We start from the raw sequence: 15,596 nt of genomic DNA on the forward strand, positions 1-15,596 counted from the left end.
GATGTCAACTATTCTCAATGCGCTAAAAAAATCTGAAGAGTTGCGCAATACTAAAATTCCAACGCAATCTCTTGCCAGTAATCATTATCAATATCCGGTAGCTGAAGAGACGCAGGCGCCTGTTTGGCCATATGTCGCGATTGCAGTGTTAAGTACTAGCTTAGTATGTGGTGGTCTTTTTTGGTATCTAAGTCCATCAACACCGGTTTCAACGACTGCTGTAGAAGATTTTACTGTGGTACAAGGGGCGAATGCCCCGTCAACGGCAACGCTTAAAAGCAAGCCTGCTTCGATTGATGAAATGGTCACTAGCACTGCTGTGGTAGAGCAAAGCGCACCTATATTAGAAACAGTGCAAGTGTTGCAAGAACAAGAAACGGTTGTCGCGCAAAAAGCGCAAAGTGATATTGAGTTTCTGCCGGCAAAAGAATTCAAAACAGTTCCGTTGCCAGTTCATGTAACGAGCCAAAAATCGCAAGCTCCGGTTGCAAAAGTAAAACCACAAACAAATAATCAAGTGGCAGACGATCCTTTAGCCGATTTAGACCTATCTAACACTTCGCCTGAGCTTGCAGCAAAAATTCGTTTAGCATTAGGCAATGAACCCGAGGCACAAGAACAACCCGTTGAGTCCAGTGACAGCATGGATTATTCAGACGTGCCAGATAACCTTGCTGAAAAATTTAAACGGGCGCTTGCTGCAGACACGCCGTTGCCTGTTGAGCAGCCAAAACCGCCAGCATCAGCTATTCCTATTGGTAACTTACCGAAAGACATTCAAGCTAAAATTCCAACATTTGCTTACAATTCTCATGTTTATTCAAGTTTAGTTGAGAAGCGTTCGGTGAGATTTAATGGCACGGAATTTAAGGAAGGGGACAGTGTATTTACGCCAGATCTTACCTTACTAGAAATTCGCCCTGATGATGTGATTATGCGCTACGACAATCAAAGCTTCAGTATTGTCTCAATGCAAGATTGGAAAGGGTATTAGGCGGGAGCTTAGCGTTTCGTTAGTGGGTTTTTTTAATCATACTAAAAACTAAAAACTAAAAACTAAAAAGCGGCTTAGATAGCCGCTTTTTTTTGCATGTAATCAGGTCCAGTGTGGATCTTTCTTTCTTCTACGTGGTAAGAAAGGAATGATTAAACCGAGAAAAATCCCCGCCCCTAATACAGCGCCACCACGAATAAGCCACTGCATTTGTACGTCTTCGCTTTGATTATTTAAACGAGTTTGCAAGGTTTCATTACTCAGCTTCAAGCTGTCTATTTCTTGGGTGAGTAGGTCTTTTTCGGCAATTAAGTTAGTAATTTGCACACCTTGCTCTTCAATAGTGTGTGCTTTATCAAGTAGCACTTGATTATTGCTTTGCTCAATTTCAGCTAATACTTGTTTGGTCTCTTCCAACTCTTGCTGAATTAGTGGCAGTTGAGTTAAGGCGGGTGGGGTTTCACTGATGTAATTGGTATCAACCCAACCGATCCTGCCCCGATCATCTTCGATTTGAGCAAAACCCGCTTCTTTGTCCCATTGTTTTACATCAACAGGGGTACCCGCATTAACGCTACCCATAATACGAAATTGAGTGCTAGGGCCGGAATGAATATAAATAAAAAGATTGTCATCGATGTAGCGTACGGCAGCTTGCGCTGGCGCTATACTAGACAAAGAAAAAATGCTTAACAAAGTGATAATAAATTTCACGTATTGGCTCTCACCGTTGCAAAAGAAGTAGATAATAAGTTTAAGAATTTAAGCCATGATAACAAGTCGAAAGAATGGAAACTGGCTATTTATTCTCATTGTTTATACTTTTTTTGGGATAAACAAAAAAGCGCCCGTAGGCGCTTTAACTATATTCAATACGGTTAGGCGATAAACATACCACGTAACATGTAAAAGAACATAATAGATAGGAAGGCTCCAATTGGCAGGGTAATGACCCAAGACACCACAATACTGCGAACCACACCAAGGTTTAGTGCCGCAATACCACGAGCCATACCAACGCCCAATACCGCACCAACTAATGTTTGCGTCGTTGAAATTGGTAAGCCAGTACCTGAAGCAATCACCACTGTAGTGGCTGCGGCTAATTCTGCAGCAAAACCACGACTTGGTGTTAAATGGGTAATGCCGTTACCAATCGTTGCAATAACGCGCTTACCAAAAATGGCCAAGCCTAATACGATACCAATACCACCAAGAGGTAAGATCCACCACGCTAATGGTGCCTTGCTTGCTATTTCGCCATTGTTGCCAACAATGCTAACCACAGCGGCTAACGGACCAATTGCATTGGCTACATCGTTTGAGCCGTGGGCAAATGCCATCGCACAAGCGGTAATAACCATCAAAATAGCAAATACTTTTTCTACGTTGGTGTAGTGCATTTTTTTATCGGCTTTGGGGTCAATATTAATGCGGCTAATAAAGTATTTACCGACTAAAGCAACGATAACACCGACAATAATTGCAAGGCCGTAGGCTTCCAAAGTTTCAAAATGAAGACCAACATGCTTCAAGCCTTTTTTGATGGTCACAAGTGACATCATAAAGCCTGCTAAGAACATGTATAAAGGTACATAGCGTTTGGCATTGCGTAGTGGGTCGTCGGTGTTAAAAATGAGCCTTTGCGCACTCATAAAAATAGCATAAGCGATTAAGCCTGCTATCAAGGGCGTTACAATCCAGCTACCAACAATGCCACCAACTTTACCCCACGACACGATGTCGGGGCTAACCCCCACTGCTGCGAAACCAACTATGGCACCGATAATAGAGTGGGTAGTTGAAACTGGCCAACCACAGTAAGAGGCGATAAGTAGCCACAAACCTGCGGCTAAAAGCGCCGATATCATACCAAACACCAATAAATCAGGGTGCTCAACAAACGCCGCCGAATCGATAATGCCTTTACGAATGGTCGACGTTACCTCGCCACCCGCTAAATAAGCGCCAGCAAACTCGAAAATCATCGCAATGATGACCGCTTGTTTGATGGTTAGTGCTTTGGACCCGACAGAGGTGCCCATGGCGTTTGCCACGTCGTTGGCACCAATACCCCAAGCCATAAAAAAGCCAAAAATGGCCGCTAGTACGACCAGTGTTGTGCCGTAAGTGCTTATTATTTCCATAATATTACTACTCTTTGAAAACTTATGAACGAGCTAGCATTAGCTCTAAGCGCGCACCAACACGCTCCGCTTGATCGGCAAGATCACCCACCCATTCTAAAATCTGATACAAAAACATCATATCAATAGGGTTGTATTGGGCTTCTACTTGTTGAAAATGACGGCGTAACTTAACTTGTAGGCGATCCGTATCGTCTTCGATTTCATCTAAACGGTGGATCATTTCTTCAACGAGTTCTACTTCACGGCCTTTAAAGCCTGTTTCAAGTAACTCATCTAACTCATTGATGGCTTTTTTGGCTTGATTAGTTGCATCGATACAACGCTTCACATAAGCCATAAAGTCCACCTGCGTATCAGCTGGTAGCGTCAGCTGCCTGCCTAATATGCGACCAGAAATATCTTTTGCTTTATTGGCAATTTTGTCTTGTTGGGTGAGTAACTCCAACATGTCGGTGCGTTCAACCGGCATAAAAATTCCACGAGGAAGTTTCAGACGAATCTCTCGTTTGAGGTCATCGGCTTGTTTTTCCGCTTGTGAAATTTCAGCTCGTCGTCGCTCTGCTTCTTCCCAGTCATTAACGTTAACCGCTTCAAAAAAAGGAATGAGAAGTTTACAACAGTGATGAACTTTGTTGATATGCTCTTGTAGAGGCTTGATTGGGGACTTTGCAAATAGTCCTAGTATTGTATTTACTGGCATAGCCAATTACCTGTTCTCGGTGAAAAAACACACGATGGATAGATTGGAGCGCATGTTAACGTAAGTTGGCTGGCATGAAAACAGCTAAACCACGTAAATACCCGTTAAAGTCAATTTTTGTATAGAATCATAATTAGTTCATTGGCGTTCAATTAAAGTGAAACACTTATAAATCATATGGATACTGAAGTTGAAATAAAGTTTTTTGTCTCTCGTAAAGCTGGCGAAAAACTACCGGAGTTGCTGAAAAACTACCAAATTTGTACTCAAAATGAGCATGATTTACAAAACGTTTATTTTGATACCAGTGAACGTTTGTTAAAAAAACGTGGAATTGGTTTAAGAGTGCGCAGTCACGATGGTAAAAATGAGCAAACCATAAAGTTGCAAGGCTCAGTGGTTGGAGGGCTGCATCAGCGACCAGAATACAATGAACCTATTGCTGGTATTCAGCCTGAATTGGCGAGATTCAAAGGGGACATTTGGCCAGAAGATTTATCCCTTAGTGATATACAACAAGCATTGATCCCTATTTTTAGTAATGACTTTACACGGCAAACTTGGGTGGTTGATATTAATGGTGAAGGACTCGTTGAAGTTGCTTTTGACCTAGGTGAAATTCACAGTAAAGGGCAAACGGAAAGAATTTGTGAAATCGAATTAGAGTTGCTGAAAGGTCATGAAGGTCTGTTGTTTCAACTTGGGCAGGATATTGCAACCTTACCCGGCGCCAGATTAGTCAATGTAAGCAAAGCGCAGCGTGGCTTTGCGCTCGCCAGTGGCGATATCCCTCCACCAGTCGCGTTATCTTTTGCCCCGATAGCGTCTACGAGCACTGTTTTTACGGGCTTACAGCAAGTTTTTAGTTTTGCTTTGCAGTATTGGCAATATCACGAGCACCTTTATCTTCAACATCAAATGCCTGCATTATCCAATATGCGCGATGGGGTTCATTTAATGCATCAAGGCTTGCTGTTATTTTCGCCATATTTACCGAAAGCGCTGCGCGTAACTTGGTTGGCTGATTTAAATTGGTTGAGTAGTAAGCTTAAGTGTATTGATCGTTATTACGCCTTATCGAACCTAACGGCTGATAAGGGTAGTTATATTAAGAAGTTAGAAAAAATTAAGCCGTTGCGCCAGCAGTTGAAGGCGGAATTAAAATCGTTACCGCATTACAAGCAAATGAAGCGACTGTTTACCAGTGAGCGTTATTGCAAATTAGTACTGAATATCTCGGCATGGTTAGTTGGTTTATCAAAAATGACGCCCCCAGCAGAGCATCCCACGATGGCTGAATTTGCTAAGCAAGCGTTAGATAATAGTTGGCAGGAATTACAAAGCTCACCTTTGGTACAAGCATCAGAGCTTAGTAGTTCTCAATATATCGCTCTACAAGGGTTATTAAGTCGAAATTTAATGGTTGGCTTGTGTTTGGGGGGCGATTCTGAGCCACAAAGACGAGATGATTTTCGTTTTCCTTGGCTTGATATTTTACAGGGCATGGAAGAGCTTAAATCCCTTAAACCTATTTATGACTACCTCGAAACAGAACAAGATGAAGAAGCACAAGAAAAGATCCTAAAATGGCTTAAGCGAAAAGAGGGATCTTTGTTGCTGGCCATGGAGCAATCTCGTCAACAAGCACTTATTCATCCTATCTATTGGTAATCGTTAATCTGGCTTTTTACTTGAGCCAGTCGTTTGTTGTTGCTGAAGTTTGGCTACTTCTTCCCTTAGCTGCTGAATTTCATGCAACAAGTGATAGTTATGAACTTCATTTTCATACTTGTTAGTTGGCGCAAGAAATGATGCCATTAAGCCTGTTACTGCTGCGAATGTTCCCACCCCACAGACGATAAGTCCCATGGCGACTGTTCTACCCCATTCTGTTACTGGGTAATGGTCGCCATACCCCACTGTTGATACTGTTACCACTGTCCACCAAAATGCATCCCCAGCGGTTTTAATGTTGCCATCTGGCGCAGTTGATTCGAGCATTAATATAGTGGTTGAGCCTGCGACCAGTAGGATCACGAGTAATAAAATAACTGAGGCGATGGTCGTCTCTTGATAATGGCTCTTTAGGTGGTGTAATAAGTTGGGCTTATGTTGCAGCAAGCGAGCTATACGTACAATTTGCAGTAAGCGGGCATAGCGTAAGTGTTCTGTCATCGGGATTGACGCTAAAAAGTCAATCCAGTGTATTTTTAGATATTGTTTTTTGTCATCGGCTTTTAAAAAACCATAGCTTAAATGTGCCAGTAGTACATAGCAGATACTATTATCTAAATTATAAAATAGAGTTGATGTTTCCTGGTCTAGGTCAAAGGTCATTCGCAGCAGCACTAAGGTAATAGTGACTAAAGATAAAATCATCATGGCGATGTCTAAGGGGCCGACTGATTTTGTTTTCGTGGGGCTCGAATTCATCTTTTTTTTAACCTAGTTCTAAAGTATGGATATTCTTGGTCGATTAGTTTACAGACTTCAAGTAGTTTGGAGTCATTGGACTAGTTAAATTAACGCATAAATTGACAATATAATAATATTTTATTCTATTTCTCGTATTCGAGGTTCCCTATGACTGCTTTTCGATTAAATTGGTTAGAGCAAGTATTTGCTAATGTAAAGCTGATGCCAAAAATGGTGTTGCTAATGGTGTTTAGCACCTTGCTTTTAACGGGCAAGTTGTTTTTCGACGCCAGCCAGCTTCGCTCTGAGGTGCTACTGCAAAGCCAAAGTGAGCTGCAACAAAAACTTGCAGTAGCTGATGGTGTGCTAAAGGGGGCATTTGAAGCCCAAGCCCAATTAGGTGGAGAAGAGAAGGCCAAGCAATACGCCTTGGATACCTTAAATAAAATGCGTTGGGGTAATAATGGCCATTATTGGGTGATATCTGCTCAAGGCAGCTCTGCCGGGGTGGCATTACTCTATCCTGACCAAGTGAGTATGGTCGGGAAAAAACTTGCCAGTGTATTCGATGCCGCTAGTCCGGGAAATGTGCAAACTCAGTTAAGTTTGTCATCCGGTGAAAGTGAAGGTGGGTTTAGCGCGATTAAGCAAGGTAACGAGCTTGAAGTCTATACTCGTGGGTTTAAGCCTTGGGGGTGGAGCATTGCCGCTGCTGTTAACCATGAGCAAGTTGATAGCATTTACTATGGCGCGATCAAGCGTGGTTTATTACAAACTTTAATTATGGTGGTGGTATTTGTCTTCATTTTGGTTTGGGCTGCCAACACCATGTCGAAACAGGTAACGCATTTGGTTTCTGGCATTAATAGAATGTCGAATAAAGATTTACGTGAAAATATCACCCTGAATAGTAAAGATGAGTTTGGCGAAATTGCGGCCGCGGTGCGCTTAACTGCCAGTAATTGGAAAGCTCTTCTGTCCGAACAGCAATTGACCTCCGATCAACTAAACGATGTATCAGAGCAATTGTCCATCTGTATGGAAGCGGTACAAGACTCGATAGAAGAAGAGTTTGGTCAAATTGATGAGTTAGCTTCAGCCATGAGTCAAATGGCCGCGACAGTAAAAGAAGTGGCAAATAATGCTAGCATTGCTTCATCAGCAACCACAGATGCTAATAAGGTAGCCCTTGATGGTAATCGTTATGTTGAAGCCACTATCGGCATTATTAGTTCGTTATCAAGTAATATTGATGCCTCTTCAACTGCGGTAAATGAAGTAGAAGGTAAAGTGGGGAGTATTGGCACTGTGGTCGACACCATTCGTGGCATTTCCGAACAAACAAACCTGTTGGCTTTAAATGCGGCTATTGAAGCGGCGCGAGCCGGTGAGCAAGGGCGTGGTTTTGCGGTGGTAGCCGACGAAGTACGTAACTTGGCGCAGCGCACCCAAGATGCGACGGTAGAAATTCAGCGTATGATCGAGCAATTACAAACCAGTGCTGGTCAGGCGGTTGGCTTAATGAAAACCAGTGTTGATGAGGCACAGCGCAGTGTTGAGCAAGTTAGCCAAGCGGGGGAGAAAATTGACTTCATTGCTGAACAGGTTCATAGCATTGCCGATCTAAATAGCCAAATTGCCACGGCTTCTGAACAGCAGTCTGGTGTTGCTATTGAAATGAATGAAAATCTAAGCCAAGTGAAAGAATTAGTTGAAGGTTCGGTTACTGTATTAAAAGAGCTTAATGAAGTGGCAGACATTATTGCTGCTCATGCACAAACAATGGATGCGACGATTAAGACGTTTAAAGTATAAGCTCAATCACGTTGTGATTTTTGTTATTAAAGCTCCTTCGGGAGCTTTTTATTTGTCATGAAAAACATGGAGCTGAGCGCTATTTACGAACAAAAATTGACATCATTCAGCTGCCGCGATAATGTGCGCGCTCTATTGGATGTTGTGTGAACAGCACAGCGCCGATGAGTCTTTATTTTTAAGTCTTCATCGGTTTGGGAAGATGGTGCCTGAGTTGATTATGACTCACAATGCCAACACTGCCCCCGCAACGGTAGTTCAGTTAACAAAGTGTCTAAGGCCACTGTTTTGTTTTTGCTCAATGCTAAAACTAGATGGGAAGGCGACATTTTGAGGTGACATACAAGTCACTGCTGATAAGTCCGGATACCAAACCAATAGATTAACTAGGTGTTGCGGAGGGCTTCACCGGACGGTATCCAAATGGTAATGATAGTGAGCTTAAATAGGCTTACTGCGTTTGTTTTATCGTTTCCTCCACAACTCCGCCTGCAAACAATGTTCAGACGGAGAATCAAAATGTTTACCAGTAAAAGCTTTAAGGCTAAACAGAAAGGACGTTGGCTAAGTCTGTCTTTATTAACTCTGGCTACGAGTTATTCCATTTCGGCTCACGCCCATTTTCAAATGCTTTACACCCCAGATTTGCTGCGTGATAAAGGTGGTGATATCACCTTTAAAATGCCGTTTACACACCCTGCTGAAAGTGGTCATGTGATGGCCGTTGATGCGCCCCAGTCTTTTTATGTGGTTAAAAAAGGTAAGAAAACCGACCTAACCAAGCAAGTTAAGCCGATCCAATGGAGCAGTGCTGTTGATACGGGTCTAGCCTATGAAGCCAGCGCGACTTTACGCGGTCTTGGTGATTATGTATTCGTATTAACGCCATCGCCGTATTTTGAAAAAGAAGAAAATCTTTATATTCAGCAGATCAGTAAAACCATAGTCAATGTAGGCAGTTTACCTACTGATTGGTCGAACGAACTGGGTTTACCTGCAGAAATTGTGCCCCTTACTAAGCCTTATGCCATCTATGAAGGCGGTACGTTCACCGGTGTGGTGAAAGCCAATGGCCAGTCGGTGCCATTTGCCGAAATCGAAGTCGAGTTCTTAAACTATCAACCCGATATGGGCGCGAATAAATTTGCCGAGCAAGCGACATTTACGCCACCAGCCGATGCTTTTACCACTATTAGTCTATTTGCTGACGCCAACGGCACTTTTACCTTTGGTATTCCAAAAGCAGGGCAATGGGGCTTCGCAGCTTTGGGGGTGGGCCCAGAAAAAACCTATCAAGGTAAAGAGCTCTCGCAAGATGCTGTGATCTGGGTGCAAGCGCACGCGATAAAATAGGTTCGTTAGGGCTAAGAAAGCCAGCGTTCTTAATTTTAGAATGATGCATGAGTGATAGAAAATGGATTGTTTCGTAGCAAAATATCTTGTTCATGGATGAAAAAGCTAAGCATACAAGGATGTACTTGCTGCGGTTTTGCGAAGAAATAGCCCCTTTTCTATGTCTACATGCAGGCAAAGGAAAAATATGCACATAGTTGATGGCGCGCTCTCAATACCCGTTTTAGCTCTGGGGGGCGTGTTAACCGCCATTGGCGTAGGCATTGGGTTAAAACGTATGGACTACGATAACTTGCCACAAGTGGGCATGTTGTCGGCGGTATTTTTTATCGCTTCTTACATCCATTTGCCCTTAGGGTTTACCAGTGTTCACCTGATCATGAATGGCTTAATTGGCATTGTTTTAGGCTGGGCGGCGTTTCCAGCTTTGTTTGTCGCGCTTATTTTACAAGCGGTATTTTTTGGCTTTGGTGGCGTGCTAGTACTGGGGGTTAACACTTTCAATATAGCGATTCCCGGTCTCATTATGTATGCCATTTGCTATTGGGGGATACGCTCTGGTAGCAGTAATCGAGCGGCTATTTGGGGCGCGATAGGTGGCGCTGGCGCCGTGGCTATTACCAGCTTGCTGGTGGCGGGCGCTTTGGCTCTTTCTGGCGATGCCTTTATTTTAGTGGCAAAGGCCACCTTACCAGCCCATGTTCCTGTGATGTTAATTGAAGGTTTTGTTTCTGGTGCTGCGGTGTATTTATTACATAAAGTTAAACCTGAATTATTGGGTGTTAAAGCGCAACCAAGGTTGCAGGAGGTAAGATGAAGCTATTCATTGCAATCTTATTGGCTGGTTTTATTACGTCAGTACATGCTCATAAAGTGGTGGGTGGCGTTTATGCCATTGGTAGCTTAATCGAAGGCGAAGCGGGTTTTTCCAATGGTGATATGGCTCATGAAGGCACGGTGGTTACTATCACTGATGCGCAAAGCCATCCCCTTGGCAGCACTATAATTGACGATCAAGGTATATTTCAGTTTCAGGCTACGCAGCAGCAAGACCACCATTTTCATATTGAGCTAGGCGCTGGACATGTTTTAAATTTAACGCTGCCCGCCAATGAATTACCTGATGGTCTAGGGCTAACTCAGATAGCGCCACAAACTTCGGCATTGAGTGACACCAGAGCAGAAAAACGTCCCAGTTTTGAACAAAACCCTCACGTTATTGCCAATCTGGTTGAACGTGCAGTCGCCAAGCAAGTTACTCCGTTGCGCAAAGAAATCGCCGCCCTGCAAGCGCAGCGTGGTCTCACCGATATATTAGGCGGTTTAGGCTACATCTTAGGTTTAGTTGGGCTGGGCATGTATTTTCGTTATCGCCAGTCGGCCAAAGTATGAGCCAATTATTGGATCACAGCGCCACCTCATGGCGCGGGCAAAGTTTATCGCACCAAGACTCGGTAGTGGACTTACTCGATCCTAGCTTACGGGTGTTAGCTGCCTTCGGGTTTGCTTTTGTGTTGGTATTGAGCCAAGTGTTTTTGCCGTTGATTACCGGCCTAGGTGTGGCTTTATTGGTCGCGATGTTAGCTAGACTCGATTTACGACGTACCTTTAAGCGCATGCTGGCGATGGATCTCTTTATGATCTGTTTGATCTTCTTATTGCCTTTTACCACGCCGGGTACGCCAATTTGGCAAGGTTTTGGCCTTAGCGCCAGTTGGCAAGGACTAGAGCATGGGCTGATGATAGCGCTCAAAGCCAATGGCGTGATGCTAATGTTGCTAGCCTTGGTCGGGACCCTAAGCCCAGTGGTGTTGGCGCAAAGTCTTGCCAAATTAAAAGTGCCGGAAAAGTTAGTGCATTTAATGTTATTTACCTTGCGTTATCTCGATGTGATCAATCAAGAATACGCGCGAATGCGCCTTGCGATGCGGGCGCGGGCGTTTGTTATGGGTTGTAATTGCCACACTTGGCGCACCATAGGTTACTTAATCGGCATGTTATTAATTCATTCATTGGAGCGCTCCGAGCGTATTTTTAATGCCATGAAATGCCGAGGCTATCAAGGCAAGTTATACCTGCATCATGAGATGCAATGGCAACGCAGGGATCGCCTGTTTGTTGGTTTAGCTCTGTTCAGTCTCACCATCTTGATTGGGATGAATTTTATATGGAAATAAATAACGTACCATTACTGGCTTTGGATAAGGTGAGCTTTGCTTACCCAAGGCGTCCAGCGGTGTTAGACCAGGTTAATTTTTCGCTCTATCAAGGCGAACGGGTGGCGTTGATGGGTGATAATGGGGCAGGTAAAACCACGCTATTACATTTATTAGTGGGTTTGAAAAAGCCACTAGTAGGCCAGGTTATTGCATTTGGCACGGCGCGCGATAGCGAAAAATCCTTTGTTGATGTACGTGCTCAAGCAGGGTTTTTATTTCAAGATCCTGACGATCAATTATTTTGCCCCACGGTATTAGAAGATGTGATGTTTGGTCCGTTAAATCTGGGGTTTAGCCGCATTGAAGCTAAGCTGCGCGCCGAGCAAGTGCTGCATCAATTAGGCTTAGAACATTTTGCCTGTCGTATTACTCACCAGCTTTCTGGCGGCGAAAAACGCATGATTAGTCTAGCCAGTGTATTGGCTATGACGCCCAAGGTGTTGTTACTCGATGAGCCAACTAACGCCTTAGATACAGCGGCGCGTCAGCGCTTAATCGACACCTTAAAAGGCTTGCCGCAGGCGATGTTGATTGTGTCTCATGATCACGACTTTTTGGCGCAAATCAGCACCCGCAGTGTGGTGTTAACTAGCGGTAAATTAAGTGATAGTGATTACAAAAGCGCTACAGAGTTAACGGAAAAGACGGAAAAGGTGGCTTAAATGACGCAACTTACCTTGTCTCAATTTCCTTTTTGCGCCGTACAAGGTCAATCCGAATTTAAGTTGGCGTTGATTTTAGCTGCTATTAATCCTGCCATCGGTGGTGTGTTAGTGGCGGGGCCAAGGGGCTGTGCCAAATCCACTCTTGCCCGGGCACTGGTGGGGGTGTTGCCTGCACCGCAGCAACAGGTTATTCCTTTTGTTAATTTACCCCTCGGTGCCAGTGAGGAAATGCTGATTGGTAGTTTAGATCTGCAGCAGGTAATAAATAAACGTGAAGTAGTGCTAAAGCCGGGGCTTCTACATAAAGCCAACGGCGGTATTCTATATTGTGATGAAGTGAATTTATTGCCCGACAGCTTAGTCGACCAATTATTGGATGTGGCGGCCAGTGGCGTGAACCACATTGAACGCGATGGTATTAGCCAAAGTCACGCAGCGCGTTTTACTTTAATTGGCACCATGAATCCGGAAGAAGGGGAATTACGCCCTCAGCTGCAAGACCGCTTTGGTTTAATGGTGAGTCTTGATAATCAATTTACCCTTGAGCAGCGCATTGCCATTGTCGCCGCGCGTGAAGCCTTTGAAGCTGATCCCGACAGCTTTATTGTTCAATACCAAAGCCAACAACAGACTCTTAAGCAGCAAATTCAATCGGCCCAGCAAATCTTAGCCGATGTGCGCTGCGATCAAAAAGCACGTATTTGTATCGCTCAGCGTTGTATGGATGCGCAAGTAGATGGTATGCGCGCTGACATTGTGATGCACCGAGCTGCTGGTGCTCATGCTGCCTGGCAAGGGCGAGTTACGGTAAATGAAACTGATATCGCGGTGGTGGCTCCGTTTGTACTCGCTCATCGCCGTCATGACAATAATGATGCTAACGGCTCAGAGAATAGTTCAACAAATGGCTCGTCTAACGGGGAAGGCGAGGTGCCGTCTGAGCAAAATTCAGCGCCGCAATCCACATTTAAGCGTCCTGATTCAACTAAAGAGAGCAGCTCGGCAAGTAAAGATCCGCTTTCATCGCCGCAAGGTAAAGCGCCCCCTGGGGAAAGCAAGGCTCGCGCAGGTGATTGGGGGCAAATGAGTGAAGTGCAAGTGGCATTGCCGCCATTAGCCCATAATGTGATTAGCGCATCGCAATTAAAACAGATAACGACCAAGGTTAATGCGCAATCTGCTCGCGCCTCAGTTAAGCAAGCTCGACTACAGCACAGCGCGAAACACAGTTATGGCGTCATGGGGCATAGAGATGGCCGCAATAAGCAAAACGGTTCAGCGGGCGCCATCAACTGGTTTGCGACGCTGGGCCAGCATTTCAAGTTCAGCGCCAAGGCGTGGCCACCGCAGCGGTTATTTCGCAGACCACAGTCACAAGGCGCGTCGCAGTTGCACTTGCTTCTACTCGATAGTTCGGCCTCGACTATCAGCGCCAAAGTGAGCGCATTAGCCAAAGCTGCTTGTGTTGATATTGCTCATGCTGCTTATTGCTCGCGGGCGCAGTTGGCCTTATTTAGTTTTGGCAATCAGCAAATAAAGCAATGGCTTAAAGCGGGCAGAGCGCCTAAATCTGTGCTTGGTACCCTCAATCAAATTCAGCTGGCGGGGGGCACTCCGCTGCGTGAAGCCCTCGCTCATGCTCAGCAATATATCGCTCGCCAAGCTCGTACTCAGCCCTTGTTGCAAGTGATTTGTTACGTCATTAGTGATGGTCGCAGTCGCGCTCAGCTTGATGATATTCGCCTTGGCGCCACAACCTATTGGCTTGATACCGAAAAGGGCGCAAACCCAGGGCAAATAAAGCGCGGTCGCGGCCCCGTCTTGGCTCAGCAATTGGGGGCGCATTATTTAGCGCTGCAGGCATAATCGATGACGATGGCGATGAATATGAATCCGATAAACGAACGCTCAATTTCTGTGCCAGCACTATTTTTAGCTGCGCCGGCATCAGGCCAAGGTAAAACCACCATCACCGCCGCATTGGCGCGTTATTTTACTAATCAAGGTAAGGTGGTGCGGGTCTTTAAAACTGGCCCAGATTATTTAGATCCACAAATTTTAGCCCAAGCCAGTGGTCAACCCGTGGTGCAACTCGATTTATGGATGGCGGGCGAGGCGTGGTGTCAGCAACAATTATTTGCCGCCGCGCAAGTGGCTGATTTGATCTTAGTTGAAGGCGCGATGGGCATGTTTGATGGTGATCCTTCCAGCGCCGATCTAGCGGCGCGCTTTAATATTCCCATTGCCATGGTGATGGACGTAAAAGGCATGGCGCAAACTGCTGCGGCGATTGCTACTGGATTAGCGCGTTATCGCGATGACTACCAAACCTTAGGCTTAATTGCCAATAACTGCAGCACCGCGCGCCACGCAGAGCTGATCCAACAAGCCCTGCCTGATGACGTGCCACTGTTAGCTTGTTTAGCTAATGAGCCGACAGTTGCCTTACCTGAGCGTCATTTGGGTTTAGTGCAAGCGCAAGAGGTGTATGAGCAACTTGAGCCCATTTTTGAATTAGGTTGTCAGTGGCTGGTGGATGGCGCTGCGCGAGCCAAGCAAAGTGGCGCGAAGGTTGACTTATTTAGCCTTGCCCATCAGGTAGCGTTTTATCCCGTTGCTGACGCTGAGCTTGCCGTGATTGAGCAAGTACCAAAAACACTAGACCAAGTGCGGATTGGCATTGCGCGCGACGCTGCGTTTAGCTTTATCTACGATGCTAATCTTGCTTTGCTTGAGCAAATGGGCGCGCAGCTCGCTTTTTTCTCGCCGCTTAACGATACCTGCTTACCACCCGAAGTGGACGCCTTGTGGTTACCTGGCGGCTATCCTGAACTGCATACCCAGGCGCTTTCAAGTAACCAATTAATGCACCAAGCCATTAAAGGTTTTTATCACGCCAATAAGCCGATTTTGGCTGAGTGTGGCGGTTTTTTATATTGCTTAGAATCATTGACTGACCTAGATGAGCAAATGTGGCCTATGTTAGGCCTACTTGCTGGCCAAGGTTTAATGCGTGGTAAGCGCGGCTGCCAAGGAATGCAAACCGCTTTGCTGCCTGAAGGGGATATTCGCGGTCACGCCCATCATAGATCTCGCTCGCAAGGTACAGATACGCCGCTGGCTTATTGTCAGCGTCAGCGCCACAGTGCCGATGGTGAGGCGATTTATCGCAGTAAAAAACTCACCGCCAGTTATTTACACTTGTTTTTTCCTGCTAATCCAACCGCTGTTGCCGCCCTTTTTCTTGGGGCTTTTAACGAGCCGATTAAACTGGGGTTAGGGTAA

General features: G+C 45.2%; 14 protein-coding genes and 1 riboswitch. Of the genes, 10 read left to right on the top strand and 4 right to left on the bottom strand.

Features of this window, described 5'->3' with window-relative positions; all coding sequences use genetic code 11:
• The first annotated feature begins 1 nt into the window (after nt 1).
• Nucleotides 2-994, top strand: a complete 993-nt coding sequence (locus Q4519_RS14405) for a general secretion pathway protein GspB (protein ID WP_232801752.1) — start codon at nt 2-4, stop codon at nt 992-994.
• Nucleotides 995-1,096: 102 nt separating this feature from the next.
• Here Q4519_RS14405 and Q4519_RS14410 read toward each other — a convergent pair whose 3' ends face one another.
• The 3 genes from Q4519_RS14410 to Q4519_RS14420 form a co-directional block, all read right to left on the bottom strand.
• Entirely contained in the window at nt 1,097-1,708 is a 612-nt protein-coding gene (locus tag Q4519_RS14410; RefSeq protein WP_232801753.1) for a TIGR04211 family SH3 domain-containing protein, read from the bottom strand.
• A 164-nt stretch (nt 1,709-1,872) separates the two neighbouring features.
• Nucleotides 1,873-3,141, bottom strand: coding sequence for an inorganic phosphate transporter (locus Q4519_RS14415; RefSeq protein WP_232801754.1), 1,269 nt, complete (start codon nt 3,139-3,141; stop codon nt 1,873-1,875).
• Between the two features lie 22 nt (nt 3,142-3,163).
• Complete coding sequence (locus Q4519_RS14420) at nt 3,164-3,844, bottom strand: TIGR00153 family protein (RefSeq protein WP_232801755.1); 681 nt, start codon at nt 3,842-3,844, stop codon at nt 3,164-3,166.
• Nucleotides 3,845-4,021: 177 nt separating this feature from the next.
• On the opposite strand from Q4519_RS14420, the gene Q4519_RS14425 reads away from it, so the two are divergent.
• Nucleotides 4,022-5,515 carry a CYTH and CHAD domain-containing protein gene (locus tag Q4519_RS14425; protein WP_303513380.1) on the top strand — a complete coding sequence of 498 codons (1,494 nt, stop codon included), beginning with the start codon at nt 4,022-4,024 and terminating at the stop codon, nt 5,513-5,515.
• Between the two features lie 3 nt (nt 5,516-5,518).
• Here Q4519_RS14425 and Q4519_RS14430 read toward each other — a convergent pair whose 3' ends face one another.
• Nucleotides 5,519-6,277, bottom strand: a complete 759-nt coding sequence (locus tag Q4519_RS14430) for a potassium channel family protein (RefSeq protein ID WP_303513383.1) — start codon at nt 6,275-6,277, stop codon at nt 5,519-5,521.
• A 150-nt stretch (nt 6,278-6,427) separates the two neighbouring features.
• On the opposite strand from Q4519_RS14430, the gene Q4519_RS14435 reads away from it, so the two are divergent.
• The 8 genes from Q4519_RS14435 to Q4519_RS14470 all read left to right on the top strand — a co-directional run bounded on the left by Q4519_RS14435 (nt 6,428) and on the right by Q4519_RS14470 (nt 15,596).
• Complete coding sequence (locus Q4519_RS14435; RefSeq protein ID WP_303513386.1) at nt 6,428-8,074, top strand: methyl-accepting chemotaxis protein; 1,647 nt, start codon at nt 6,428-6,430, stop codon at nt 8,072-8,074.
• Between the two features lie 150 nt (nt 8,075-8,224).
• Nucleotides 8,225-8,467: riboswitch (cobalamin riboswitch) on the top strand.
• A gap of 126 nt (nt 8,468-8,593) precedes the next feature.
• The gene (locus tag Q4519_RS14440; RefSeq protein WP_303513388.1) at nt 8,594-9,427 is read left to right on the top strand and encodes a DUF4198 domain-containing protein; all 834 of its coding nucleotides are present in this window, start codon (nt 8,594-8,596) and stop codon (nt 9,425-9,427) included.
• A gap of 187 nt (nt 9,428-9,614) precedes the next feature.
• A complete protein-coding gene (gene cbiM, locus Q4519_RS14445) occupies nt 9,615-10,244 on the top strand; it encodes a cobalt transporter CbiM (protein WP_303513390.1) in 630 nt (209 codons plus the stop codon).
• Nucleotides 10,241-10,819, top strand: a complete 579-nt coding sequence (locus tag Q4519_RS14450) for a hypothetical protein (protein ID WP_303513393.1) — start codon at nt 10,241-10,243, stop codon at nt 10,817-10,819. Before cbiM ends, Q4519_RS14450 begins: the two co-directional genes overlap by 4 nt.
• The gene (cbiQ, locus tag Q4519_RS14455) at nt 10,816-11,604 is read left to right on the top strand and encodes a cobalt ECF transporter T component CbiQ (protein ID WP_232801762.1); all 789 of its coding nucleotides are present in this window, start codon (nt 10,816-10,818) and stop codon (nt 11,602-11,604) included. The genes Q4519_RS14450 and cbiQ overlap by 4 nt, the downstream gene beginning before the upstream one ends.
• On the top strand, nt 11,595-12,308 hold the full coding sequence (locus Q4519_RS14460; protein WP_232801763.1) for an energy-coupling factor ABC transporter ATP-binding protein: 714 nt from the start codon (nt 11,595-11,597) through the stop codon (nt 12,306-12,308). The genes cbiQ and Q4519_RS14460 overlap by 10 nt, the downstream gene beginning before the upstream one ends.
• A complete protein-coding gene (locus Q4519_RS14465) occupies nt 12,309-14,177 on the top strand; it encodes an AAA family ATPase (protein ID WP_303513398.1) in 1,869 nt (622 codons plus the stop codon).
• Nucleotides 14,178-14,198: 21 nt separating this feature from the next.
• The gene (locus tag Q4519_RS14470; RefSeq protein ID WP_303513400.1) at nt 14,199-15,596 is read left to right on the top strand and encodes a cobyrinate a,c-diamide synthase; all 1,398 of its coding nucleotides are present in this window, start codon (nt 14,199-14,201) and stop codon (nt 15,594-15,596) included.

Origin of the sequence: Motilimonas sp. 1_MG-2023 (assembly GCF_030547455.1) — a bacterium.
Classification (GTDB): domain Bacteria; phylum Pseudomonadota; class Gammaproteobacteria; order Enterobacterales; family CBDFNC01; genus Motilimonas.

Bases quoted from the DNA above. Each gene is read 5' to 3' on its own strand.
- Q4519_RS14405 (WP_232801752.1), top strand. From the start codon at position 2: ATGTCAACTATTCTCAATGCGCTAAAAAAATCTGAAGAGTTGCGCAAT.
- Q4519_RS14415 (WP_232801754.1), bottom strand. From the start codon at position 3,141: ATGGAAATAATAAGCACTTACGGCACAACACTGGTCGTACTAGCGGCC.
- Q4519_RS14420 (WP_232801755.1), bottom strand. From the start codon at position 3,844: ATGCCAGTAAATACAATACTAGGACTATTTGCAAAGTCCCCAATCAAG.
- Q4519_RS14425 (WP_303513380.1), top strand. From the start codon at position 4,022: ATGGATACTGAAGTTGAAATAAAGTTTTTTGTCTCTCGTAAAGCTGGC.
- Q4519_RS14430 (WP_303513383.1), bottom strand. From the start codon at position 6,277: ATGAATTCGAGCCCCACGAAAACAAAATCAGTCGGCCCCTTAGACATC.
- Q4519_RS14435 (WP_303513386.1), top strand. From the start codon at position 6,428: ATGACTGCTTTTCGATTAAATTGGTTAGAGCAAGTATTTGCTAATGTA.
- Q4519_RS14440 (WP_303513388.1), top strand. From the start codon at position 8,594: ATGTTTACCAGTAAAAGCTTTAAGGCTAAACAGAAAGGACGTTGGCTA.
- cbiM (WP_303513390.1), top strand. From the start codon at position 9,615: ATGCACATAGTTGATGGCGCGCTCTCAATACCCGTTTTAGCTCTGGGG.
- Q4519_RS14450 (WP_303513393.1), top strand. From the start codon at position 10,241: ATGAAGCTATTCATTGCAATCTTATTGGCTGGTTTTATTACGTCAGTA.
- cbiQ (WP_232801762.1), top strand. From the start codon at position 10,816: ATGAGCCAATTATTGGATCACAGCGCCACCTCATGGCGCGGGCAAAGT.
- Q4519_RS14460 (WP_232801763.1), top strand. From the start codon at position 11,595: ATGGAAATAAATAACGTACCATTACTGGCTTTGGATAAGGTGAGCTTT.
- Q4519_RS14465 (WP_303513398.1), top strand. From the start codon at position 12,309: ATGACGCAACTTACCTTGTCTCAATTTCCTTTTTGCGCCGTACAAGGT.
- Q4519_RS14470 (WP_303513400.1), top strand. From the start codon at position 14,199: ATGAATCCGATAAACGAACGCTCAATTTCTGTGCCAGCACTATTTTTA.